Here is a 24,111-nt window from a genome sequence, read left to right on the forward strand (position 1 = left end):
TTATGTCGTCACTACGCGACTCTAGCTATGTATAATCACTAAGCTTAGGTCTTACGGCCTAGGCTACAATTATTTCGTCCCCTCAGGACTCAAGAAATTCAAGAAATATTAACTTACTTAGTTTACGCTATACTTAATGTATTGTAATTTCTTAAAACATCACTAATCTAATAAACCTTTAAACTTTACTATTTATTATTGAAAAGTCAATTATTAAGCTATAGAAAAAAGTATTTAATTTTTTTCTTAAGTGAATAAAATTACTATAAGTTAGCAAAATATTAATGTTTTATTGGTGACACAAAGATCAAAAATCTACCAATAAAGAACTAACAAAAGGTGACAAATTAGTAATTTGATAATCTTGATTAAAAATACTAGATTTTTCACTTTTCATATCATAAGGATTAATTATTTCACGTACTGAAAAATCTAAAGCATTATTTTCATTTGCAAAGATCTTAAAATTAAGTGACCCTCTTGTATAAACTAAGTTATACCAACAAACTTCCTTACGTAATAAGATAATCTTTGCTCGTCGAGTTAAAGATTGTCTTAAATTTATATCTAATAAATTAAAAGTTGGATTAGAAAAATCTTGTGGGGTAAGGCTTTCTTCATAATTGCTTGTTAAATCAGTATTTAGAAATACATAAAATGGAAGTAAATTATTAACTTGATAGGACATATGAAAGCTACTAGGTTTTTCTTTAGTAATATGAGATAAACTAAGAATCTCTCTTACTAAAAAATCACTAGGATTATTTTCATGTGCAAAAAGCCTAAAGAGACGATTATCTTTACCAAAAACTAAGTTATACCAACAAGCTTCTTTTTTTAGAAGTAATATTTCTGCATGCCCTAGAAGTGCTTGACGAATAGTAACATTTAGTAAACCATAAGTACTATTATATCTAGCATATTCAGGAACCAAATTTTCTTCAGTTAATTTATTAGTTAAAATTGCTTTAACTGGTTGTGTTGGGACGGTGGTAGATTTTATTCCCATACCAATTTCTAGTTCTGTAACAAACTGTTCAATTGTTGAAGTTCGTTCTTCCCTATTACGAGCAAGCCCCGCCATTATTGCACTTTCTACTTCTTTAGGTAGTTTTATATTAGGATTAATTAGGCTAGGGGGCTGAGGATTATGTAGAAGGCGGCTAATCATAGTTGTTTGGGAACTTTCTATTGGAAAAGGTAAAGCTCCTGTTAGCATTTGGTAAACAATTAATGCAAAACTATAAATATCAGTACGAATATCTAGTTTATCTCCACTAACCTGTTCTGGAGACATATAAGCAGGTGTTCCCATAACTAAACCTGCATTGGTTAAGTCACTATCTTCAGTAGAAAATTTAGCAATACCAAAATCTAAAACCTCTATCCAATCTCGACCATTATCATTACAAATCATTATGTTATCGGGTTTAAGGTCACGATGGATAATATTTTTGCTGTGTGCATCAGCCAAAGCAGCAGCAGATTGCTTACAAATTTCAATTACTCTATCTAAAGGTAGAGGGCCTTCACGACGTAAAATTGAAGAAAGGGTTTCACCTTCAACAAATTCCATTACTAAATAAAACATACCATCAGTAGTTTTACCAAAATCATAAACTCCAATGGCATGAGGATCTTTTAGTAATGCAGATAGTTTTGCTTCTCTTTCAAATCGTTCTAAAGCTTCAGTATTTTGGGCAAATTCAGGAGGGATTACTTTTATTGCACAAAGCCGGCCCATTCTTACATGTTCAGCCTTATAAACTGCTCCCATTCCACCTTGTCCTATTTTGCTTAGGATCTTAAATTTTGCGTCTAGCCAAGTGCCTACTAAAGGATCAATGGATGCAGTTTTTTCTAATGACTTTAGCCTACTACCATCTTGGCCGCAAAAGGTTGCATTACTTTGGTATTGTGTTTGACACTCTGGGCAAACTTTCATATTTTAGATTAGGCTATTTTATATAGTTTATTTTTTTGTTTATGTTTTAAGGCTTCTAGTAAGAAATTTTCAAAAATAATTCGCCCATCTCGGCTATCATTGCGGTGTTCCCAACGAGTAGGCAACTTATTCCAATCTTCAAAAGATTTTTCTAAATGGTATTGTACCGTATAAATTAATTGGTTATCAGTTCGCTTAACCATCATTTGATAGGGGCAAAGATAACTTTTTGCCAAATTAACAAAACCTGCTGGAATTTTATCAATCATTAGCCCATGATTTTGCCAAACTCTTAAAACATGTTGGTGACTACCTGCTTGCCAAAACCGGGAATTAACATCATCCAAACCTACAAAAATAGGATCATCTGGCTTTATTACTCTAACATAATGATATTCATATTCTCTAATTCGCCCATTTCTTTTTTCTTTAGGTAATAAACCATCTAGTGTCACAATGTTAGCACCAAAACTTAAGCCTATTAATTGATGTCCCCCACAAATGCCTAAAATTGGTACTGTTGTTTTTTGGATAATATTAGCAAAACCTTTTAGTAGTTCTGGGCTGTAAAGATCCCAATCCCTTAAAGAGCCGCTAATGATAATTGCGTCAGGGTTAAACATCTCTATAACATTTTCGCTAAAATCAGAAAGATGGACAATTTTGGTACGGCTATTTTTTATTAATGTAAGTACATTTCTAGTAATATTTTCTAGTGCTAGTCCAGCAATATGACGCTCTTCTCTCAACCATTTTAGGGGGTTAAAGTCTGCTTCTTGTACTGCTGTTGGGGAAATATCTGATTCAGACTTAAGTAAATTATCAATGATCATTACATTCATTGACTCTACCTTTGGTTTAAATGGCTCATAATCACAATAATTTTTCATTTGTACAGGCATAAATTACCCTCCTGGACTAAAAACATACTTAATTTGGGGTCAATTAAATTTTTCTTTTATCTTACTTAATTAATTTTTCTACGCAAGCATTTATTCTTTCAATGGCACGCTTTAATATATCTAGCGAAGTAGCATAGGAAATACGCAAATAGCCTTCACTACCAAAAGCAGATCCAGCAGTTAGAGCAACATGTGCTTGTGTTAGTAAATATTCTGCTAAAGCATCTGAAGTTTTGATCTTTTCATTGCTTGCTAAAACTTTTTTTATGTTTGGAAAAGCATAAAACGCACCTTCAGGTTCAACACATTCAAAACCTGCAATTGAATTTAATGCTGGAATTAAATAATCTCTCCGCTTTTTATACTCTGCTAGCATTTCTACTACGCTATCTTGTGGGCTAACTAATGCTGCTATAGCCGCTTTTTGTCCAATAGAAGAAGGATTAGAGGTTGAATGGCTTTGTACTTTAACCATTTCTGCTATCCAATCCTTAGGCCCAAGTGCATAACCAAGTCGCCAGCCTGTCATTGCATAAGTCTTAGAAAATGAACCACATATTAGTGTATTAGCTCTTAAATCTTCTCTTAAACTTGCTGCTGAAAAGGGTCTTTCTGGAGGATAAACAAATTGGTAATAACACTCATCTGATAATAACCAAATATTGTTTTTTGCTGCCAGTTCTGCAATAGCTACAAATTCTTTTTGGTCAATAACTCTTCCTGATGGATTAGATGGCGAATTAAGAATTAATAGTTTAGTACGAGGGCTAATATAATTAGCAACCATTTCTTTAGTTAACTGGAAATTATTGATTTCAGTGTCAATAATTACAGTTTTTCCTTGGGCGAGAGTAACAATTTCAGGAAAAGTTACCCAATAAGGAGCAGGTAGTAATACTTCATCGCCTGGATTAATCAATGTCAAAATAGCATTAAAAATAGCTTGTTTTCCACCAGCCGACACCACTATTTCAGAAGGATGATATTCTGTATTAGTTTCCTGGCTAAAATACTTAATAATCGCATCTTTTATTTCTTTAGTTCCTGCCGCGGGGGTGTAACGAGTGAAATTGTCAGTTATTGCTTGATGGGCTGCTTGTTTAATATGTTCTGGAGTATTAAAGTCTGGCTCACCTGCGCCTAGATCAATTACATCATATCCAGCACGACGCAAACTATCCGCCTTTTGCAATACGGCTAAAGTAGATGATGCCGACATTTTTGCAACACGTGTGGAAGGAACAAACTTAGAAATACTTGAGGACATTAATTTAACCTTTCAAAATAAACTTAAGTATTTTTTTTAGCTTGAAGCTTTTCTTTCATTTTTTCTTCAACTAAACTAGGCACAAGTCCAGTAATTGAGCCATTTAACATAAAAACTTCTTTGACTAGTCGGGAACTTAAATAGCTGTAATCTTCAGCCGCCATCATAAAAACAGTCTCAATATTAGGTGCTAATCGTCTATTCATTAGTGCCATTTGTAGTTCATATTCATAATCAGAAACGGCTCTTATCCCTCTAACAATACAATCAGCTTGTTGAGATTGTGCATAATTAACAAGTAGACCATTAAAAGTATCTACTCTAACTTGAGGCCAATCTGCTACAACAGCGCGAATAATTTCTATTCGCTCATCAAAGTTAAAAAGAGGTGTTTTTTGTGAATTTACTAAAACCCCAATAATTACTTCATCAAAAAGCTTAGAGCTACGCTCAATAATGTCTAAATGACCATTAGTAATGGGGTCAAATGATCCAGGATAAATTGCCCGACGCATACGCATAATCTTTAATTTTGATTTTTGGTAGGATTAAATTTTGAGTGCTATAGCAATTGGTCATTGTGCCAGCAGCATTACTAAACTGTCAATTTGTCTTTGCTTATCGCTAGAAATATTACTTAAATGGTAAGTCTAGTATGATTGGGTTGTGATCGGAAATTCCTTCTCCAAAACTAAAATTGAGTATTGATAAAGTTTGCCCAAAATGAGGTGCAAAAACATAAGGTTGCTTACTATCTGTTGGGTCAGTAAAGTTTGGAGGCTTAATAAATATCCAATCAAGCTTAAATTTGCCTATAGGCCCAATTTTACGTTTAACTTGATAAGTTTCTACAAAACCTTTAGTACTTCGTTGGTTTGAATTTGCTAATGTGCCTGCCTTCCTATCAAAAGAGCGTGTTTTATCACCTCGAAGATCAAATGCTCCTTTATCATCAAAACGAAATTCTTCTAAAAGGGTAAAAAATTCTGCTTCTGGATTTGGAGAGATAAATCTAACACTTTTAACTGTTGGATCTAAATGGGTTCGACTTAATTTAATTGCTCCTCCAAAAGCATCTAAAATTAAACCTACACCTGTTGCATACTTAAAGCCTTGTTTAACCCAAAATTCTTCATCACCAACTCGGTTTTTTAGCTCTTTTAAGATAGAAGTAGGTGTAGCATCTGAAGTAGAAGTATTCATATCACCAGCAAAAATTACTGGGTGTTTAATATTTCTTAGCCTCCCTAAAAGTTCTTCTAGTTGCTTGGCACGGTTTTCAGGCTTAGTTTTTGATTCAAGATGTGTTGCAACGATAACTGCTTTGCCTGTTGGGATAGCCTCATCAACAATCTCGGCTATTAAAGTTGTTCTACCACCACGACGGATTTCACGATGAATTTTTTCTAAAAAAACAGTTTCGCTAGCTTTTCGTTTTCCTTTTTCTATAAAACTGGTAGCTTTTTTTTCCTCCTCATACCAATCATGAGCTTGATATGTAAATGGTATAAGCTGAACATTTTCAAGACGATAGCGACTAAGAATAGCTGTCCCGTGCAAGCCTTTATAAAGATTTTTATCTACTTGGATATTTTTTACTAACTCGCTTCTATCTGGTTCTGGAATATCTTCAAACTTTTCTGTCCCTAAACTAATTGGATCTATTTCTACAAACTCAACTCCATAGGCATAATTCATTTTAAGTGTTGTGCCTAGTCGTTCAACCACATTATTATATTTGGTACGCTTTACACCCCAATCAACTTCATTTAGTACAATAACATCAGCTTGTTTAAGCATATTAACATACTCAATAACTTCTCTACCTCTTTTGCTATCAGCAGAATAGACTTTTGGTCAAGTAGGAAATATATTTTTCTGGGTTAGTAAAACTAGCTCAATTGCTTCTAAATTAAGGCCACGTTCTATATTCCAAAAACTACTCTTAAAAATTCTCCTATTTCTTTAGACTTTGGTTTTGTGGAACTACCCCTTGTTGAAAAGCTCTGTTATTAACAAAAGGTGTTGTTAAAAGAGAGGTTAGCTTTTTTTGTAAATTCTCAGGTAACTGCTCTTTTTCACATAATTCTACAAGCTCTTCATAAGTGAAAATCTCTGGGTCTTTATTGGCTTTTATATTGTTGGATAAAATAAATATTAGAAAAAAACTAAAAACTATTCTTAAGGAAAGGGCTAGTAATTTATTTATTTTCAACATATTAAACCATCAACTTTAGCTAGTAGAATTTGATAAAGCCTAGAGATTATGTAAGAAAAATTTTGTTGTTAGCAAGAAAAAATTGCTTAAATTAGCAATGATAAAAACACCATTGATTAGTTTATCAGGTTAAGAAATTAACTAGTTAGAAAGGGTTTTAAGACCGGATTTTTTGTCTCCTGTTTATGCTTCTTTTGCCTTTCTGAAGTTTAGGATGAACTAGTTTCGCTTGCCAGGGTTTTATTGTACACTGACCTATTTGTTACAATCATTCCTTTTTGGAGTAATCATTTATATGTCAGATAAAGGTTTTACACTGTGGTTTACTGGCCTTTCAGGTGCTGGTAAAACCACGCTTGCCCACATAGTTGAAACAGAACTACGCCATCGCGGTTTGAAAGTTGAGATCCTAGATGGGGATGTAGTCAGAACAAATTTAAGCAAAGGCTTAGGTTTCTCTAAAGAAGACCGTGATACAAACATTCGTCGCATCGGATTTGTTTGTCATCTGCTTTCTCGTAATGGAGTTGCTGCTATTAGTGCTGCAATTTCTCCTTATCGTGAAATTCGTGATGAAGTAAGAAAAATGATAGGTGATTTTGTAGAAGTTTATGTCCATTGCCCGCTAGAAGTCTGCGCTCAACGAGATGTTAAAGGACTTTATGCTAAAGCAATGGCTGGACAAATACCTGGTTTTACAGGTGTTTCTGACCCTTACGAAGCACCTCTTAACCCTGAAGTTATGGTTGATAGTTCAAAAGAAACTCCTGAAGAAAGTGCTAAAAAAATCATCCATAAACTAGAAGAAATGGGTTATGTCCCTAAACCAGCAGACGAAGTTTATTCAGAAGAAGAAGAAGAAGAAGTTAAACGTCGTCTGGAAGAATTAGGTTATTTTTAAGTAAGGTTTTATGTTAAGTAATTTGGAGTTGTAATAATGGGTATTTTAGACCGATTAAGATCTTTAGGAAAATCACAGCCAGAAGTAAAAGAAAAAAAAGTAGTTTTATTAGGATTAGACGGTACACCTTACACTTTGCTTAAGCAATTTTGTGCAGATGGCACAATGCCAAACCTAGCTAAAATTGCTGCTAACAGTAGTTTAAGGCAAATGGATGTTTCTATTCCTGAAGTTTCTTCTACTTCCTGGACTTGTTTTTATACAGGAATGAATCCTGCACAACATGGGATTTTTGGCTTTTTAGACCTACAGCCTAATAGCTATAAAATCTATTTTCCTAATTCTAAAAGCGTTAAAGTTCCTGCTCTTTGGGATGTGCTTGGTAATTATGGCAAACGTTCAGTAGTAATCAACGTGCCGGAAACTTACCCGGCTAAACCATTAAATGGAGTTTTGATTTCTGGGTTTGTAGCGACAGACTTAAAGAAAGCTACTTACCCTCCAGAACTCTACCCAACGCTTATGGAATTGCAATATAGACTTGATCCAGATGCTCAAAAGCCCGCGAGTCTAAAGACGTTTTCTTAGCAGATATTTATGATGTGTTTGAGAAACGTCGTAAAACCATTTTACAACTCTTTGACCAAGAAAAATGGTCGTTATTTATTGGTACAGTTACAGAAACCGACCGATTACATCACTTTATGTGGGATGCTTTAGTTAATCCTAATCATCCATATCATAGCGGTTTTATTGAGTTTTATCGTCGGGTAGATAAATTAATTGGTGAAGTTTATGATAGACTAGATAATAATACTACTTTTATGATGTGTTCTGATCATGGCTTTACTAGTCTTGACCAACAGGTTTACTTAAATTATTGGTTAAAGCAAAACGGTTACTTAAATTTTACTTCTGAGCAACCAAAGTCAGTAGAGGAAATAGGCCCAGGTAGCCGAGCATTTGCCCTTGATCCTACCCGTATCTATATCAATCTAAAGGGTAAATACCCACAAGGCACAGTTGAACCTGGTGCAGAATATGAAAGACTTCGTGCAGAACTTGCAGCAGGATTAAAGGAAATTTCCTCTAATGGTAAAACTGCAATTAAGAAAGTTTTTATGAAAGAAGATGTTTTTCAAGGCCCACTTATGGATCAAGCACCAGATTTAATAGTGTTGTCCAACTATGGTTTTGATATGAAAGGTGCTACCAATAAACAAACTTTGATGGATAAAGAAATTTTTACTGGTATGCACACCCAGGACGATGCCCATTTTTTAATTAACCGTAAAGATATTAAAGATAAAAAACCGCATATTTGTGATATTGCTCCTACAATTATGAAAGAATTAGGGGTAGCAATTCCTAGTGAAATCACAGGTGTAGCACTTTAATTAATAATTTAGGTAAAGAAAATCTATGAGTGGGAAAGCCGCAGTAATTGGTCTAGATGGAGCAACGTTTGAAGTCATTGATGTTTTAATTGATCAAGGTAAATTACCTAATCTTAAACGATTGATTGAAGAAGGTTGTACAGGTTTTTTACGTTCTTCTGTTACTCCAAATAGCTTTCCTGGCTGGACTTCCGCCGCTACAGGTACTAGCGAAGGTAGACACGGGATTTTTATGCCGCTAGTACGTCGGGAAGATAACTTTACCCTAAAAGCAATGACAACTCTGGATATTAAAGCCAAGTCTATTTGGGAGTTGCTTTCTGAACGTGGCCGACAAGTTGGGGTAATCAATGATCCTTGTTCATTTCCTGCGGTTAAGGTCAATGGTTACTTAGTTTGTGGAATGCTTTGGCCAGGTGGCGAACATCCTTACACTTACCCACTTGAGTTAGCCAATGAGCTAGAAAAGGCTGTTCCGGGCTATGTTGTGGATGTAAATTTACACGGTAAAAATAAAGAGCAGATTGCTGATGAACTGCTAACCTCTTTAGATCGTCGCCTAGAGGCTTCCCGCTACCTGCTAAAAAAATATCCTAGTGATTTATTTTGGACAGTTTTTACTGAATCCGACCGCGCCCAACATCGCCTTTGGGCAGCAATGGACAAAGAACATCCTAAACACCAGGAACAACCCGCTAGTATTTATAATACAATCTTTCAAATCTATGAAAAGCTTGATCATGCTGTAGGGACTCTGCTAGCTGATTTAGACTCAGAGACAACGGTTTTTATTGTCTCTGATCATGGTTTTGGCCCGTTTTATAGCGCGTTTGATATTCCTCGTTGGCTATTAGATTGCGGCTATTTAGTTGAACGAGGAGAAAAGGCCAAATTAAAATCTGCACTTCGCCGAATTGGTGTATTAGATGAAGTTGCAAGCGTTTATCGGGCAATTCGCAAGCCTTTTCAAAAAGAAATTGGTTACGGCGTAGCTAAAATGAAGTCTCAAGAGTCTGATACACAAAATTATTTTGAAAAACTAGATTGGTCTAAGACCAAAGCTTACTATACTTTAGATGGTGGAATCAGACTAAATCTAAAGGGGCGTGAGCCACACGGGATTGTTGAGCCAGGGCAAATGGCAGAAGACATAAAACAGGAAATAAAAAATAAATTGATTGACCATAAATATCCTAATGGTGAAAGGGTTTTTCGATATATTTTGACTCAAGAAGAAGCATTTGATGGCCCTTATCGTCATTTTGCTCCTGATTTAGTTTTATGTATCAACTATGGTGCTTATCTTGGTGATTTATCTAACGATAAATACTTGACACCATCTAATCACAACACAGGAGAGCATACACCAGACGGAATTTTTATTGCTTGGGGAAAAAATATTCGTCAAGGGGAGCAAATTTCTGGTGCTAATCTACGAGATGTTGCCCCAACCGTGCTTTTTCACTTGGACGAAGCATTAACGCCAGAAATGGACGGACGAGTTTTACAGGAAATCTTTACACCAGAATTTCTTGCTAACAAGCAAATTAAGCGCGAAGGCACATCTTACAAAGAATTATCACAAAACACATCAGACGAAGTTTTTGCTAGCGAAGGTATTGCAGATAAATTACGTAGCCTTGGCTATATGCAGTAGTAAAACTATGAGTAAAAACCCAAAAAAACAAGCTGTAATTATTGGTTTAGATGGAGCAACTTTTGACATCATTGACCCAATGATTGCCGAAGGTAAACTACCTAATCTGCGAGAATTAATTACTCAAGGTGTTAGCGGCCCGCTTCGCTCAACACTTCATCCAAATAGCTTTCCTGGCTGGTCAAGTTGCACTACTGGAACATCTGAAGGAATGCATGGGGTTTACTCACCTTTTATTAAACAGCCTGGTGCTTATGAATTTCGCGCAATGAGCGCGTTAGATATTCAAACAAAAACCGTTTGGGAAATACTTTCTGAACGTCGTCGCAATGTAGGCGTGGTCAACGTTCCTACAACTTATCCAGTTGTCCCGGTAGAAGGTTTTTTAGTTACAGGAATGCTTACCCCAACTTTGCAGTCAAATTTTACACATCCAACAGAGCTAAAAAGCGAATTATTAAAAACAATTCCAGATTACATAATTGAACCTAAGCGAAATACTGATAAAGTAGAAAAAGCTGCTGAATTTCGCCTCTGCCTAGATGCTCGTCAACGAGCCTTAGATTTTCTGTTGCCAAAATATGACTGGGATTTTCTAATGATGGTTTACTCGATTTTAGACCGAACTCAGCATGATTTTTGGGCTGATATGGACAGAACACACCATAAACATGAGGCAAAAACCGAGTTTAAGAATTTTATTTATGAAATGTATGAAAAGGCAGATGTAGCTGTTGGGCGACTGCTAAAACATATTCCAGAAGGCACACCGATTTTAGTTTGTTCTGATCATGGTTTTTGTGCTTCACATTATGAAATTCGCCTTAATGAATGGCTACGTGAACAAGGTTGGCTTGCTTATCAAGATGGGTTTGCTTGGAAAGCAAAACAAAAGCTAGCTAGCTTAAAAGAAAAAGTAGAAAATCGAATTAAAGTAGCTGCTCCAGCCGGGTGGGACAATGCTTTAGATAAAAAAGCTTTGCGGGGAAAAGCAATTTTTGAAGAAATAGATTGGTCAAAAACTAAAGTCTTCTTTGGTCAAGATCGAGGTGTTTGGATTAATTTGCAGGGGAGAGAAGCAACCGGAATTGTCCCACAAAAGGATTACCTGCCGCTTTTGCAAGAGGTAAAAACAAAGCTAAAACAGCTTAAGTCACCTTTTGATAACCTACCAGCTTTTGAGCAAGTTTTGACTAGAGAGGAAGCTTTTCAAGGTCGCTACTCTGAACTACTTCCAGATTTAGTTTTAATTACTCGTGATTCAAGTTATGTACCGTTAGAAGGTCGTAGCCAACAAGGAACTTTTATTGCTTCTAGCACCACTTCAGGCGCACATGCTCCTTATGGAATTTTTATAGCCTGTGGAGAGGGATTTCATAAAGGGTTAAAAATAGAAAATGCTCATTTGAGAGACATTGCACCTACCGCGCTTTATGCAATGGATGAAGCATTAACAGAGGACATGGACGGACGAGTTTTGCAAGAAGCCTTTTTACCTGAAGTTTCAATGTCTCGCCCTATTCGCCGCCAAGGGAGTTCATACCGAGATGGTGTTAGCTCAAATGCTTTTGAAGATGGCGAAGAGGAAGAAATTAAAGAACGAATGCGGGCATTAGGCTATATTAGTTAATATAATAGTCTACTAATAACTACATAATCCAAAATAAAATCTATTTTTTAGAGGATCTACAGCAAAGCGTAGATGTTCAAGAAAAGTTTTAAGCCCTAGGACGGTTGGATAATTTGCCCAAACTTCTTTATCTATATTTTGTGGAACAAAAACAGACGACTCTATAGATAAATTTTCTCCTTCCTGAGCAAGCAGAGTTATTGATAGACGGTGTAAATCCCCTAATATTTTGTTACCTCGGATGTTATATTTTATTTCCTGTATTGCAGCAGATGAATTTATTGCTATTGCATCTGCTACTTCTGGCGAACAAACAACATAAGGCGAGGCTGTATCAATAAAAGCTGAGGTGCGAAAGCTTTCAATTTCTATAGGAATCATAATGCGTTCTGTAGAATCTGAGCCTGTTGCAGGTCTATAGTCGTAAGGTGTCCAAGCCCTTGTAAAAGGCGTTCCATCTGCAAAGGAAAGAGCCATCAATGTACCTTTGTAAAGTAAATGTTTTTATGCTCAGAAAATTTTAAGGTAAGTGTTTTAAGAGATTTAGATGCTTCTAGTAGCAAGCCATTTTTTAAGGCTACCCATTGACCTTTATATTTTTGTCTATTGTTTATTATCCATTTAGAATTAGCTTCTAAATCAGAATTAGCTATTTGATTTTTAGAGATAAGGACAGGATTTTTAAGGATAAAAGCAAATTTTTCTAATTCTAGGTTTTGAGGATATAACTTAGCACCTAGAAGTGAAAGTTTTTGAGCAGCAAAAACAGCCTCAACTTCTAATGCAAGGCGGATGACATAAATAAAATGCTTGGCAGGGTGTTTTGTCCAGTCTATTTTATTTATTTCTTTTACAAAAAGACCAATATTTCCAGATTTTGTTAAATTCTCCAAATAAACTATTTTGTCAAAATAGCTGCTATCAGTGCTGTCATTATAAGTTGGATGGAAAGATTGCTCATAAGATAAACTATTATTGGATAGAAAGTTATTTATCCAATCTATTTTATTTGCATTTTTTAGAAAAAGCTTAATGTTTCCTACAGTTTCTTGATAAACTGCTTGATCAAAATAATTATTCCAATATATTGAAAACAATAGCTTATCATAAGATAAGTTATTGTTAGATAAGAAGTTATTTGAAATAGGATCTAATCTATTTTTGTTAGTATTTTTAAGATTAGATTGTATAGGGATAAGATTAAAAGTTTGATACATAAACAATCTCCTTTTAAGATTAAAAATTTTAGAAAACAGTTAGAAGATTATAACTTTTTGGGAGTTGTTTATAAAGTTAGTTAGATAGCTATTTTTAAGATCATTAATCAATAATTTCTTTAACTCTACCTACTTCGCCTGTTTGAATGCGAACTTTAATTCCATGTGGATGATAAGCAGATTTTGTCAAAATATCTTTAACAATTCCTTGGGTAGTTTTGCCTGTTCGTTGGTCTTGTTTTAGCACTATATTTACTTTAAGACCTGGGGTTATTTCTTTATTTTGTTGGTTTCTCATCTTTTAAGATTCCTTATTTATCTTTTTAGTCACTTTATTTTCTTTCCATTCTTTGTAGCGTTTTTGAGTAGCTTCTGAGCTTAAAGGTTTGGCGAGTTTTTGAAAGATATTACTTAGTGCTGCTGCTCCAGTTATGGCTAAACCAATAAATAAACTAAGAACAATTGCTAGAGGAATAAAAACTATTTTGCTTGAAATTGGCAGTCCACTTTGGAAAAATAAACTGCCTACAAAGCCTAGAATAACAGAAAGAATAACAATCTTTTTTTCTGTGCTGCCAAAATATTTGTTTGAAGATAAAAACTTTTGCATCCCATCTGCAAAACTAGAAGCATTAAGATCTAGTGCTACATGTGGGTGCTGGGATTTGTTTTTTTTGTTATAGCCACAATGTACACAAGTTTTAGTGTGACGTGTAATTAGATAGCTTTTGCCGCATACATCACATTTTTTAGTAATAATGTCTTTTTCTAGTGCATATTGTGGCATAATTAATTTAACTTACAGCTTACTAGCTAAGATATTTACTTTCTTTTGATCTTTTTACCTGCTTTTTGCAACAATTCTTCATATTGAAGTTTGCCATTAGCATTGTCTCCTGCTAAAAAATAACAAAACGATAAACGATAAATTGCATCTACATAATCAGGATAAATACTTGTAGCTTGTTTGTAACTATTGATTGCAGCCAAGTAATTTTTTTGTTTTTCCAACTTCTTTCCTTCATTAAATGATGTCTTAGCTTTAGTTAACACCATAGAAAGCAAATTGTTTCCTTTTTTAGTTGCTTCAGGGGTATTTAATTTTAAGTAGCCTTGACTGATTTTATATTGAAGATCAGGATAATTGTTATTGTCTGATAAAGTTTCATAAGCCGCAATAGATTCTTCATATTTTGAAGTTTGGAAATAACTATTACCTAGTTTATAAACATTGTCTTTGTCGTCTGGACTTAATGAGCGAATTTTTTCAAGTATGGTTATTGCTGATGAATAATCTTTTAAGCTTAAATAACTATTAGCTAAATATTGATAAGCTTCAAGGCGATCAGGAAATAAAGATACTATTTTTTTTAGAAGAGGAGCAGCGGCATCAAACTTCTCTAATCTGTAATAAGCAATACCTAATAAAAACTCTGCTTCAGGGTAATTTGGTTTGATTTTTATAGCCTTGTTTAAAGGGTCAACAGCTTTTGTAAAATCTCCTAGTCTTGTATGTGTTGCACCTAATTGATAATGTGCTTCTGCTAATTCTGGTTTAAGTTGGATAGCTTTGCTAAAAGCTGATATTGCTTCATTAGTTTTATTTAAGGTTAAAAAATTAAGTCCTAAATGATAATAAGCTTCTGGATAAGCTTCATTATTTTTAGTTGCTGTAGTCAAAGTTGCTACAGCTTCTGTGGCTAGGTTTAAGCGTTGATAGTTTTTGCCTAGTGCAAAATGTGCTTCTGCAAAATCATTTTTAACTTGTATTGCTTGACGGTAATAATCCATTGCTTGGGAAATATCGCCTTTTTGCTCATAGGCTTGAGCAAGGCTAAAGAAAACTTTTGCTGAATTAGGAGAAAATTCTAAAGATTTATTAAAAGAATCTATGGCTTGAGTATAATTTCCTGATTTGAGGTCTGATAAACCTATACGATGATAGCTATCAGCAATTTCTATTTTAATTTGTGGTTCTTGATTAATATTAAAAGCGTCTTTGTAGGCACTAATAGCTTCTCTATAACGTTCAGCTTTTGCTTCTCTTAGTCCAATGCGATGATAAGTTGTTGCAACTTCTGATTCAATCTGTTTTGTTAGTGCAATTTGTTCAGCTAAGTTATTTTGATGTTCTAGAACTTTTCTAAAAGAAATAATAGCCTCGTTTAATAAACCTTCTTCACGTTGTGCAATGGCTAATCTATAATAGGCATCAGCAAGTTCAGGTCTGACCTTATCGCTAATTTCTACTTTTGTAGTTATTGCTTGTAGAAAAGTTTGAATTGATGGTTGATACTGACCAGTTTCTTTTTGAACCCGCCCTTGTTTAAGAAGTGAAAGAGCCTCTACAAGCTTAAAATCAATTTCTTCCTCTGTGTTATTAGCCACTTTATCCGCAGGGTTATCTATTACAACACCTGTTGCAGAAATCACTTTTGGCTGAGGTGGCTTGCTGGGTTTGTTTTTAGATTGTTTAGATTGTTTATTAGTTGATTGACTGTAAACATCCATATTAGAACTAGTTAAAGAGAATATTAATATTAGTGCAAATAGTTTAGTAAGATGGAGAGTTATTTTTGGTTGGGACGAGAAATTTTTGTTTTTGGTCATTATTTTATCTCAGCTTATTGGAATTAAATTAATTTTATTTAGGGTCTAAGAGCTTGAAGATTTTTACATATTTCTTCTTTGCTGAGAAGTCAAGCTGTCAAATAAATAAGCTAAATATCTGAACAATAAACAGATAGGATAAACAAAGCTTATATTAACTAAAAATAAAACTAATAAAAATTTAATAATTGCTCGATAAAACTAACTAAAACTAGAAAAAAATCTTTTAGTTTTAGTTAATTATTTTATTGCTAAAAACTTCCTATTGGCTTATAAAACTTTCTGTATAGTATATAAGCTACTAGGTGCTTATCAAATAGAAAGTAACTTAGTATATATCTATACAAAAGCAGGTATAAAGATAGGTGATTTACTAGAAATAATACTGTTTTGGCTAAAGAGGGGTTAATATGTGGTTTATTGAAATAATAGCATATATTGCAGCGTTATTTTTCTTAGTCAAAGGTTTACAATATGCAATTGTTTGGGCTAGATTGATGCAGAGAAGAAACCAATTACCTTACAATGAATGTGTTGATAGTTCTCAAGTTCCAGAAAATCTTAATCCTATTTGGGCCCAAACACACAAAGCTTTAGATTCTTTGGGATTTCAATATGCTTACTCACAAAAAGCGACTCAAACAAATAAAGTAGCTTTTTACCAAATATATGTGCATCCAAATATTCCTGCTTTTGCTTCTGTTAGTTCTACTTTACTGCCTGGCTGGATACGCTCTTTTGATGTTATTTTTACTTCAATTTTTGATAATGGAAAGACAATGATTACTACAGATTGTTTAGATAATATTACTTTACCATTACCAAAAAACTTTCAAACTAACACTTATTATTTTGCAGATTTATCAAAACAATGGTTAGTTCATCAACAATGGATTAATCAGATAAGACAAAAAGAGGACACAGAAGCTATTTATTGCACTGTTGAGGAATTTTTACAAAATCAAAATAGCTTTGCAAAAGAAGCTCTTTCTTATCAAATTGAAAATGGTTGGGCCGTAGAAGTAGGCTCAGAAGGGGAATGGCGATATAGTGCTAAAGGGGCAGCAAAACTACTTGCACCTATTTTTTATGTTAGTAAAAAATTAACAGAAATATCTAAAAAAATATCTAAAGAACAGTCTAAAAATATTACAGAAAATAAAAGTAATGTATCAGATAGTACCAGTTTTTTAGGTGAATCAAATACACAAGCCCAATTAAACGCAGATATTCTAGCTTTTGAGCAAGCTATTGCAGATGAAAATAATCGGGTGAAGTGGGGTTGGGTGACTAAGGCAGGATTATTTTTAGTAAGTGTGGTAGTAGCTGCTCTAGCCTTTGGTATAAGTTTTTCATGGCAAACAGTGTTTATATTGCTTGGAGTTTTACTAATACATGAGTTAGGTCATTTAGCAGGAATGGTTTTATTTGGATTTAAGGATACTCAAGTATTGTTTTTACCTTTTTTAGGGGCCGTAACTATTGGAGATAAAGAAGATGCTACACCACTGCAAAAACTAGTTATTTATTTACTTGGGCCTGTTCCTGGGGTAATAGGTGGTTTTGTAGCTGCATATATTTACTTAATTACTTTCAATGAACTTTGGTATGAAATAGCACTAATTTCTATTATTCTTAATTATATTAACTTACTACCTATTTTACCGTTGGATGGTGGGCGAGTCTTAGAAGCCTTGGTTTATGTACGTTTTCCAAGAGCGCAAACAGTAATTTATATAATAAATTCTCTAGTCCTATTTTTAGCTTGGTGGTTACTTAATGATAAAATCATACTATTTTTAGCTATTAGTACTATTATTAGCTTGCCTGTGCAGTGGCAATTTTCTATTGCTGCAAGCCGAATAAATAGGCTTTTGCCAAAAGAGCATGATCGTAAAATTAGATTGCAAACTATTTTTCAAGTCTTGACTGCACCTCCATTTATTAAACAAACCTGGGCAGAACGTTATTTACTAGCAAAAAAGCTAGTTTCACATTTTTCTAATGTAATGCCTACAGTTAAAGTAATGATAATAGGAGGTTTTATCTATTTATTAATGTTAGGTTTACCAATTTATGGATTGATTGGTTGGGTAGCAGTTGATTGGTGGTCAGCACGTAATTACACATCCACAAATACATCTATAGAAGAACCAATAGAAAAACTAATAGAAAAACCTGATTGGGAAACAAAACTAAAACAACTTACTGATCCAGCAAAACGCTGGGATGTTTTAATTGAAGCAGGAGATTGGCAGTTAGAAGAAGATTATGAGTCTGATAGTAATGCAACTTTAGAAAAAACTAAACAATATTATTTAGAAGCTTTTGAAATTGCTAAAGGATTTGGACTAAAAGATCCACGCTATTTAGAAAGCTTAAATAGATTAGCAGGAGTTTTACCAGAGAAAGAGGTAAAAGATTACTATTTACAAGCACTTAACCAAATGGAAAAAGGCTTTGATAAAAATGATATTCAAATAGCTAGTTTGTTAGAAAGACTTGCATTTTTGCCTAAGAAGCGTTCAGATGAAGAAATCCAATACTTAGAACGAGCTTTAGAGATAAGAAATAATAACTTATCAACCACAAACAACGATATAGATTCCTTATTATACTTAATAGTTAGTAATAGTATTTCCTTAGCTGATTTTTATATAGAGAAAAAAGATAGCGACAAGGCAGAAAAACTACTAATAAAAACTATAGAATTTTGTGAATCAAACAAAAAACTTAAAAATCGAAGTATAAGTGTTTTAGAAAAATTATCAGATATTTACCTAAAAGAAGGCTTAACTTCAAAAGCAAGGCTTATATTAACAGAGAAATATAATAAATTAGCTTCGCTTCCAGACACAAAACAAGAACTTTATTTCAGCACATTAATTAACAATATAGCTTGGATTTGTATATTAGAAAAAGATTTTGAAACAGCTAATAAATTATTTGAAAAAAAATTAGCTTTAGAAACAAGTAGGTTTGAAATAAATCAGCTTGGACTAGTACCTTGGTTTTTAAGTAGGCTTTATGGGACTGATAAACAAATCAAAGTTACTTTTCTACCTCATTTGTTAGATATTTGCTATCTAAAAATCCAAGAAGGAAAATTAGATTTAGCACAAGAAACTTTTAGACAAATTGAAGAAATACTTAAAGCTAATAAATTTCAAAACCTAGAACAATATGCTAAATCTATTGATCAAAAAGCTAAGTTTTCTGCTAAATTTGCCAAGGAGAAATTATTAACTGAGGGAAATAATGAAGAACTGGAGATTGAAGAAGAGTTAACAGAAAAAGAGAGTGGATTATCAGAAGAACTAAAAGAACTAAAAGAACTAAAAGAACTAAAAGAACTAAAAGAACTAGAAGAACTAAAAGAACTAGAAAAACTAGAAAAACTAGATTTGTTAGATCCTATTTTGGTTGAAGCTAGGCAAAAAGATTGGCGGCTTCATCGTGATTTAGCTCATAAAGAGGTTTTTGATAAATTACTTAAATAACAACTAATTAGAATATTGGACGACCTTTACCACAAACAATTAAGAGTAGTCCTACTATTAAGGAAGAAAAATATATTCCACAAGTAAGCCAGAAATCTTGCATAAACATTTGTGCGTAGGGAAGAAAATAAATATGAACACCAAATATTAGTAAAGCTCCAAAAACTTGCAAGACTCCAGCATCATTAGGATGACTGATACAATGCCAAGCTTGGTTTTTTAGGCGTTTGGCTATTTTGGAGCATCGCTTACAATCGCCAGTCTGAGGATTAAAAAGATCCGACTGATGGCAAATCTCGCAACGCGTGGGTAAGTTTTCTTGTAGAATCCTAAGTTTTGGCATATTGAAAATTATATGCCAATCTTTTTAACAGTAAATAAGGTTTATTAAGAAAAAAAATTTATTTTAGATTATTTTAGATTATTGCTAGGAAGAACGTTGTTTTTGCCATTGATCAAAAGCTGACCAAGCTCCTTCATCGCCGTGCCATTGACCTTGTGTAGCAGCTTTTGAATATTCCGTTGCGCGAGCTTCAAAAAAGTTAGCATGCTCAACACCATTTAATATTTGAAGTAGCCAAGGCAACGGATGAGGCTGGACTTGCTTATATTCGTTATTTTCTCTAGCAAAATATCCATAAACAGGCTGAAGTTTTAGCTGAGTTAATCGCCAATCACAAATATAGCGAATATAGTTTTTTACTTCCTGAGCAGACATTTTTTCTACTTGTCCATCTCCTAAAGAAAAAGCTAAATCTACAAACTGTTCTTCAAGTGTCACCATTGTTTTAGCAACATCTATAATGTCATCTGCTACAGCTTTAGTTACTACGCCAGTTTGCCTATTCCATTCATGAAAGAGCTTAATTATTCCTTCACAATGCAGACTTTCATCCCGAACAGACCAGGAAACAATTTGCCCCATCCCTTTCATTTTATTTTGACGAGGAAAATTAAGTAACATTGCAAAACTAGCAAAAAGTGCCATTCCTTCAGTAAATGCACCAAACATAGCTAATGTACGTGCTACATCTGCACAGGTATTTACTCCAAATGTGTGCATGTAGTCTACCTTAGCTCGCATTGCTGCATAATCACGAAAAGCTTCAAATTCTGTTTTAGGCATTCCTAAAGTTTTAAGTAGCATTGCATAAGCGTCTATATGGACAGTTTCCATATTACTAAAAGCAGCCATCATCATTTGGACTTCTAGCGGTTGGAAAATACGCATATAGCGTTTCATATAGTTATCACCCACTTCAACATCTGATTGGGTAAAAAAGCGGAAAATTTGGGTAAGTAAATTACGTTCTACTTCGCTAATGGTGTCAGATTGCCAGTCTTTTAAGTCTTCACCTAGTGGGACTTCTTCGCCCATCCAATGAATTTGTTGTTGCCGTTTCCAACACTCATAAGCCCAAGGATAACGATCTACATCATAACTTCCTGTAGATTCTAGTAAATCTATGGTTTTTGTTCCTATAAGCAAAAGAGGATTAGAATTAGCAATGTCCATATTAGATTGACTGACAGCAGTGTTATACATAGCGAAGACACTTAACCCTTTTTTTATCGATTGGTTATTTAATATTAAAGATTTATTTAAGTTTTATTTATTTAAGCTTTATTGGCAAGAAAGGCACTCCTCATAATTGGTGGAGTTTGTTTTAATATCTGTTGCCTTAACATTTTCTACACCAGCAAATGCTGCCCGTTGGACAGACTTTGAACGACAGTAATAAAGACTTTTTACTCCTCGTTCCCAAGCTAACCAATGAAGCATTAATAAATCCCATTTATGAATATCACCGGGAAGAAATATATTAAGTGATTGACCTTGACAAATAAATGGGGCGCGATCACTAGCTAGTTCTATTACCCAACGTTGATCAATTTCAAAGGCTGTACGGAAAATAGATTTTTCATCATCTGTAAGCTCATTAAGATGTGCTACAGAGCCTTCATTAGCTAGTATTGATTGCCATGTAGCTTCATTATTTATGCTACGTTTAGATAAAAGTTTTTCTAGGTAAGGATTTTTAACTACAAAGGAACCACATAAAGTTTTATGTGTATAAATATTGGCCGGAATTGGCTCTATACCCGCACTTGTGCCACCGCAAATAATGCTTATAGAAGCAGTTGGAGCAATTGCTAGTTTATAACTAAAACGGGCTTTAACTCCTCGGTCTTCAGCATCCAAACAAGAACCACGCTCATCAGCAAGACGAGTTGAAGCTAAATTAGCTTGTTCTCGAATATGACGAAACATCTTTATATTGATAGACTTAGCTGTTACGCTTTCAAAGGCAACGCCTTTTGATTGAAAGAAAGAATGGAGTCCCATAAGTCCAAGTCCAACAGCACGTTCCCGATGTGCAGAATACTTAGCCTTATTCATTTGCTCTGGAGCAGAATCTATATAAGTTTGTAGCACATTGTCTAAAAATCGAAATACATCTTCAATAAATAGAGGGTCTTTATTCCACTCATCCCATTTTTCTGCATTAAGTGAAGATAAACAACAAACAGCAGTACGCTCTTGGTTTTTATGATCAACACCTGTAGGAAGAAGTATCTCGCTACAAAGATTAGACATAGTTACTTTTAAGCCTAAATCTTGATGATGTTTAGCAATACTTTTATTTACTGTATCAATAAAGATTAAGTAAGGTTCTCCGGTTTGTAAACGGGTTTCTAAAATCTTTTGCCAAAGTTGACGTGCATTAACTTGCCTAATTACTTCACCTGTCCTTGGACTACGTAAATTAAACGTCTTATCATCTCAGACAGCAATCATAAATTCGTCTGTAATATTAATACCATGATGAAGGTTTAAGCTTTTTCGGTTAAAGTCTCCAGAGGGTTTACGAATTTCTAAAAATTCTTCAATTTCAGGATGATGAATATCTAAATAAACGGCTGCTGAACCTCGTCTAAGAGAGCCTTGGCTAATTGCTAGGGTCAAGGAATCCATTACACGAATAAAAGGCATAATACCTGAAGTTTTGCCTGCTTTACCAATTGCCTCACCTATAGAACGAACATTTCCCCAGTAAGTGCCGATACCACCGCCATTTGAGGCTAGCCAAACATTTTCATTCCAAGTATCTACAATGGCTTTAAGGCTGTCACCAACAGAGTTAAGAAAACAAGAAATTGGCATTCCTCTTTCCGCACCACCATTAGAAAGTATTGGCGTAGCAGGCATAAACCAAAGTTTTGAAATATAATCATAAAGGCGTTGTGCGTGATTTTGGTCATCAGCAAAAGCGGCAGCAACACGGGCAAACATGTCTTGGTAGCTTTCATTTTCTAAAACATAGCGGTCTGTTAGAGTAGCTTTACCAAAATCTGTTAATAAATTATCGCGCTCAGAGTCTATTTTTATTGCTTCTTTATGTACACTCTTGCGCCACCATGCCCCAGACTTATCAGTTTTTGATTTAGTATCTGGCTTAACAATATCAATACCAGTAGCTAAAAATGTGGGAGTATTGCTATCAAAATCTATCTGTTGACTATTGTAGCTTAGATCAAAATCAAAAGAAGCCATAACATTTCCTTGCTGTTTTATTATGATAGTAGTTTTAAGTAGATATTCTTTTCAGTCACTATATGTTGTTGGCATATAGCTTGAGGACACTAGATATAATATTTATCGAAGAAAAAAGCAACAATTTTTGGATAGAGTTTTTGCTAAATAATTAAAATTATAAGGGACTATTTTTTTATTTTTCTAGTAATATTGCTTATTATGCCATTGCTTAAATCTTTAGCTAAGTATCTAGTTAGATATCTAACAAAAACTATTTTGGGGTTTTCTTAAGGCTAATATTTATTAACTTAGTAAGTATATTGCTTAGTTGTTTGGTACTAGCACAAAGTAAAGAAACTGATCTTAATTTTGTGTCTTTAACAACAAAAATGGATTAGCACAAAATATTGCATTTTTGTAGGAGGCAAAATAAATGGAAAGGTTGTTTTTTTGGATAGCTACAAATAGAGGTAAAGGAAGTTTTTTATATTTGGTTAACAACAAACAATATTTGCCTTTTGCCAAGCGAAACAGGCAAATATTTAATTATGGACAATTCTAATACAAAATGATCTAAATCAAAAACTTAAGAAATATTATTGTTTAAAACACTTAGAAATAGCTCTGATATATCTGAGCTATTAATCTTACTGTTTAGTACAGCGTAACTTAAAAATTTTAGTATTTTGATCTTAAACCCTGAAAGGCCGACATAGTCTTTTACTGCTAAGAAAAAACTCTGTCGCTTTGCAGCTTTGAACTAGGGTTAATATTATAGTCTAGGGCGCAAGCCCTATATATCTATTGCCCCGCTAGGGCTTAAGATTCAAGGTGCTACTATTTTATTTATGTTACGCTGCATCAAGTTTTTAAGTGGTTAATTAATCAGGCAATCTAGTATCATTACGATGGTCATCAGCCGTAGTAATGCCAGATTTAATAGAATATTTAACTAATGCTGGTAAGTCATGAATATTAAGTTTTAGCATAATACGTGCGCGATGAGCTTCAACTGTACGACGAGAAAGCCCTAAAATTTGACCTACTTCTTCATTAGCATATCCATCCACAAGTAATTTAAGCACTTGACGTTCCCGTTCAGTGAGTGATGGTTGTTTATTAGTTGTTCTAGCCATTAATTGTCTCCCTATCTTTTTGGCGTTCTTAAAATAAAGAATATTGTTTGATTAAGTAAAAAATATAGTCAATAAACGAAAAATTACTAGTTAATAACCTTAAGCTTTAGAATAATTAAGGTACTAACAGAGACATAATAACGGCATATTGCTACTTACGTCAAGTAAAGTAAATAGATAAATTAATATAAAA

Annotated in this window: 20 protein-coding genes and 1 pseudogene; 6 read left to right on the forward strand and 15 right to left on the reverse strand. The window is 34.0% G+C overall.

All coding sequences use genetic code 11. The features are described 5' to 3' along the window. Positions 1 to 307 precede the first annotated feature (307 nt). From IPK14_15325 to IPK14_15350, 6 genes are all read right to left on the reverse strand, one after another. Positions 308 to 1,945: a serine/threonine protein kinase gene (locus tag IPK14_15325; protein ID MBK7994695.1), complete on the reverse strand. Its 1,638-nt coding sequence runs from the start codon at positions 1,943 to 1,945 to the stop codon at positions 308 to 310. Positions 1,946 to 1,953: 8 nt separating this feature from the next. Beyond that, complete coding sequence (locus IPK14_15330) at positions 1,954 to 2,847, reverse strand: gamma-glutamyl-gamma-aminobutyrate hydrolase family protein (protein MBK7994696.1); 894 nt, start codon at positions 2,845 to 2,847, stop codon at positions 1,954 to 1,956. A gap of 61 nt (positions 2,848 to 2,908) precedes the next feature. Further along, positions 2,909 to 4,114: a pyridoxal phosphate-dependent aminotransferase gene (locus tag IPK14_15335; protein ID MBK7994697.1), complete on the reverse strand. Its 1,206-nt coding sequence runs from the start codon at positions 4,112 to 4,114 to the stop codon at positions 2,909 to 2,911. A 23-nt stretch (positions 4,115 to 4,137) separates the two neighbouring features. Next, complete coding sequence (gene coaD / locus IPK14_15340; GenBank protein MBK7994698.1) at positions 4,138 to 4,629, reverse strand: pantetheine-phosphate adenylyltransferase; 492 nt, start codon at positions 4,627 to 4,629, stop codon at positions 4,138 to 4,140. A 118-nt stretch (positions 4,630 to 4,747) separates the two neighbouring features. Further along, positions 4,748 to 5,914 (reverse strand): endonuclease/exonuclease/phosphatase family protein, encoded by a 1,167-nt coding sequence (locus IPK14_15345; GenBank protein MBK7994699.1) that lies wholly within the window; start codon positions 5,912 to 5,914, stop codon positions 4,748 to 4,750. Between the two features lie 157 nt (positions 5,915 to 6,071). Next, positions 6,072 to 6,332, reverse strand: coding sequence for a hypothetical protein (locus tag IPK14_15350; GenBank protein ID MBK7994700.1), 261 nt, complete (start codon positions 6,330 to 6,332; stop codon positions 6,072 to 6,074). Between the two features lie 295 nt (positions 6,333 to 6,627). Here IPK14_15350 and cysC point away from each other — a divergent pair, with 295 nt between their 5' ends. The 5 genes from cysC to IPK14_15375 are packed head-to-tail and all read left to right on the forward strand — an operon-like array spanning position 6,628 to position 11,917. Further along, entirely contained in the window at positions 6,628 to 7,233 is a 606-nt protein-coding gene (cysC, locus tag IPK14_15355; protein ID MBK7994701.1) for an adenylyl-sulfate kinase, read from the forward strand. 36 nt (positions 7,234 to 7,269) lie between these two features. After that, the gene (locus tag IPK14_15360; GenBank protein ID MBK7994702.1) at positions 7,270 to 7,821 is read left to right on the forward strand and encodes an alkaline phosphatase family protein; all 552 of its coding nucleotides are present in this window, start codon (positions 7,270 to 7,272) and stop codon (positions 7,819 to 7,821) included. 14 nt (positions 7,822 to 7,835) lie between these two features. Then, on the forward strand, positions 7,836 to 8,630 hold the full coding sequence (locus IPK14_15365) for an alkaline phosphatase family protein (GenBank protein ID MBK7994703.1): 795 nt from the start codon (positions 7,836 to 7,838) through the stop codon (positions 8,628 to 8,630). A 25-nt stretch (positions 8,631 to 8,655) separates the two neighbouring features. After that, positions 8,656 to 10,287 (forward strand): alkaline phosphatase family protein, encoded by a 1,632-nt coding sequence (locus IPK14_15370; protein ID MBK7994704.1) that lies wholly within the window; start codon positions 8,656 to 8,658, stop codon positions 10,285 to 10,287. 7 nt (positions 10,288 to 10,294) lie between these two features. Beyond that, the gene (locus IPK14_15375) at positions 10,295 to 11,917 is read left to right on the forward strand and encodes an alkaline phosphatase family protein (GenBank protein MBK7994705.1); all 1,623 of its coding nucleotides are present in this window, start codon (positions 10,295 to 10,297) and stop codon (positions 11,915 to 11,917) included. A gap of 12 nt (positions 11,918 to 11,929) precedes the next feature. On the opposite strand, the gene IPK14_15380 is transcribed toward IPK14_15375, so the two are convergent. From IPK14_15380 to IPK14_15400, 5 genes are all read right to left on the reverse strand, one after another. Beyond that, complete coding sequence (locus IPK14_15380) at positions 11,930 to 12,145, reverse strand: hypothetical protein (protein ID MBK7994706.1); 216 nt, start codon at positions 12,143 to 12,145, stop codon at positions 11,930 to 11,932. A gap of 248 nt (positions 12,146 to 12,393) precedes the next feature. After that, positions 12,394 to 13,134, reverse strand: a complete 741-nt coding sequence (locus tag IPK14_15385) for a hypothetical protein (GenBank protein ID MBK7994707.1) — start codon at positions 13,132 to 13,134, stop codon at positions 12,394 to 12,396. A gap of 103 nt (positions 13,135 to 13,237) precedes the next feature. After that, positions 13,238 to 13,432: a YwbE family protein gene (locus IPK14_15390; protein ID MBK7994708.1), complete on the reverse strand. Its 195-nt coding sequence runs from the start codon at positions 13,430 to 13,432 to the stop codon at positions 13,238 to 13,240. 3 nt (positions 13,433 to 13,435) lie between these two features. Further along, positions 13,436 to 13,921 carry a hypothetical protein gene (locus IPK14_15395; GenBank protein MBK7994709.1) on the reverse strand — a complete coding sequence of 162 codons (486 nt, stop codon included), beginning with the start codon at positions 13,919 to 13,921 and terminating at the stop codon, positions 13,436 to 13,438. A gap of 35 nt (positions 13,922 to 13,956) precedes the next feature. Beyond that, positions 13,957 to 15,645: a tetratricopeptide repeat protein gene (locus IPK14_15400; protein ID MBK7994710.1), complete on the reverse strand. Its 1,689-nt coding sequence runs from the start codon at positions 15,643 to 15,645 to the stop codon at positions 13,957 to 13,959. 509 nt (positions 15,646 to 16,154) lie between these two features. Between IPK14_15400 and IPK14_15405 the strand changes: the two genes are divergently transcribed. Then, positions 16,155 to 19,244, forward strand: a complete 3,090-nt coding sequence (locus tag IPK14_15405) for a site-2 protease family protein (GenBank protein MBK7994711.1) — start codon at positions 16,155 to 16,157, stop codon at positions 19,242 to 19,244. Positions 19,245 to 19,251: 7 nt separating this feature from the next. Here IPK14_15405 and IPK14_15410 read toward each other — a convergent pair whose 3' ends face one another. From IPK14_15410 to IPK14_15425, 4 genes and pseudogenes are all read right to left on the reverse strand, one after another. Then, complete coding sequence (locus IPK14_15410; protein ID MBK7994712.1) at positions 19,252 to 19,587, reverse strand: hypothetical protein; 336 nt, start codon at positions 19,585 to 19,587, stop codon at positions 19,252 to 19,254. Between the two features lie 84 nt (positions 19,588 to 19,671). Beyond that, positions 19,672 to 20,760 (reverse strand): ribonucleotide-diphosphate reductase subunit beta, encoded by a 1,089-nt coding sequence (locus IPK14_15415; GenBank protein ID MBK7994713.1) that lies wholly within the window; start codon positions 20,758 to 20,760, stop codon positions 19,672 to 19,674. A gap of 108 nt (positions 20,761 to 20,868) precedes the next feature. Beyond that, positions 20,869 to 22,800 (reverse strand): annotated as a pseudogene (locus IPK14_15420) (ribonucleoside-diphosphate reductase subunit alpha). Between the two features lie 863 nt (positions 22,801 to 23,663). After that, a complete protein-coding gene (locus IPK14_15425) occupies positions 23,664 to 23,918 on the reverse strand; it encodes a helix-turn-helix transcriptional regulator (protein MBK7994714.1) in 255 nt (84 codons plus the stop codon). Between the last annotated feature and the right edge of the window lie 193 nt (positions 23,919 to 24,111).

It is taken from the genome of Blastocatellia bacterium (assembly GCA_016713405.1).
GTDB lineage: Bacteria > Acidobacteriota > Blastocatellia > Chloracidobacteriales > JADJPF01 > JADJPF01.

Coding starts and splice junctions, on each gene's coding strand:
- IPK14_15325 (MBK7994695.1), bottom strand. CDS start 1,945: ATGAAAGTTTGCCCAGAGTGTCAAACACAATACCAAAGTAATGCAACC.
- IPK14_15330 (MBK7994696.1), bottom strand. CDS start 2,847: ATGCCTGTACAAATGAAAAATTATTGTGATTATGAGCCATTTAAACCA.
- IPK14_15335 (MBK7994697.1), bottom strand. CDS start 4,114: ATGTCCTCAAGTATTTCTAAGTTTGTTCCTTCCACACGTGTTGCAAAA.
- coaD (MBK7994698.1), bottom strand. CDS start 4,629: ATGCGTCGGGCAATTTATCCTGGATCATTTGACCCCATTACTAATGGT.
- IPK14_15345 (MBK7994699.1), bottom strand. CDS start 5,914: ATGCTTAAACAAGCTGATGTTATTGTACTAAATGAAGTTGATTGGGGT.
- IPK14_15350 (MBK7994700.1), bottom strand. CDS start 6,332: ATGTTGAAAATAAATAAATTACTAGCCCTTTCCTTAAGAATAGTTTTT.
- cysC (MBK7994701.1), top strand. CDS start 6,628: ATGTCAGATAAAGGTTTTACACTGTGGTTTACTGGCCTTTCAGGTGCT.
- IPK14_15360 (MBK7994702.1), top strand. CDS start 7,270: ATGGGTATTTTAGACCGATTAAGATCTTTAGGAAAATCACAGCCAGAA.
- IPK14_15370 (MBK7994704.1), top strand. CDS start 8,656: ATGAGTGGGAAAGCCGCAGTAATTGGTCTAGATGGAGCAACGTTTGAA.
- IPK14_15375 (MBK7994705.1), top strand. CDS start 10,295: ATGAGTAAAAACCCAAAAAAACAAGCTGTAATTATTGGTTTAGATGGA.
- IPK14_15385 (MBK7994707.1), bottom strand. CDS start 13,134: ATGTATCAAACTTTTAATCTTATCCCTATACAATCTAATCTTAAAAAT.
- IPK14_15390 (MBK7994708.1), bottom strand. CDS start 13,432: ATGAGAAACCAACAAAATAAAGAAATAACCCCAGGTCTTAAAGTAAAT.
- IPK14_15395 (MBK7994709.1), bottom strand. CDS start 13,921: ATGCCACAATATGCACTAGAAAAAGACATTATTACTAAAAAATGTGAT.
- IPK14_15400 (MBK7994710.1), bottom strand. CDS start 15,645: ATGGATGTTTACAGTCAATCAACTAATAAACAATCTAAACAATCTAAA.
- IPK14_15405 (MBK7994711.1), top strand. CDS start 16,155: ATGTGGTTTATTGAAATAATAGCATATATTGCAGCGTTATTTTTCTTA.
- IPK14_15410 (MBK7994712.1), bottom strand. CDS start 19,587: ATGCCAAAACTTAGGATTCTACAAGAAAACTTACCCACGCGTTGCGAG.
- IPK14_15415 (MBK7994713.1), bottom strand. CDS start 20,760: ATGGACATTGCTAATTCTAATCCTCTTTTGCTTATAGGAACAAAAACC.
- IPK14_15425 (MBK7994714.1), bottom strand. CDS start 23,918: ATGGCTAGAACAACTAATAAACAACCATCACTCACTGAACGGGAACGT.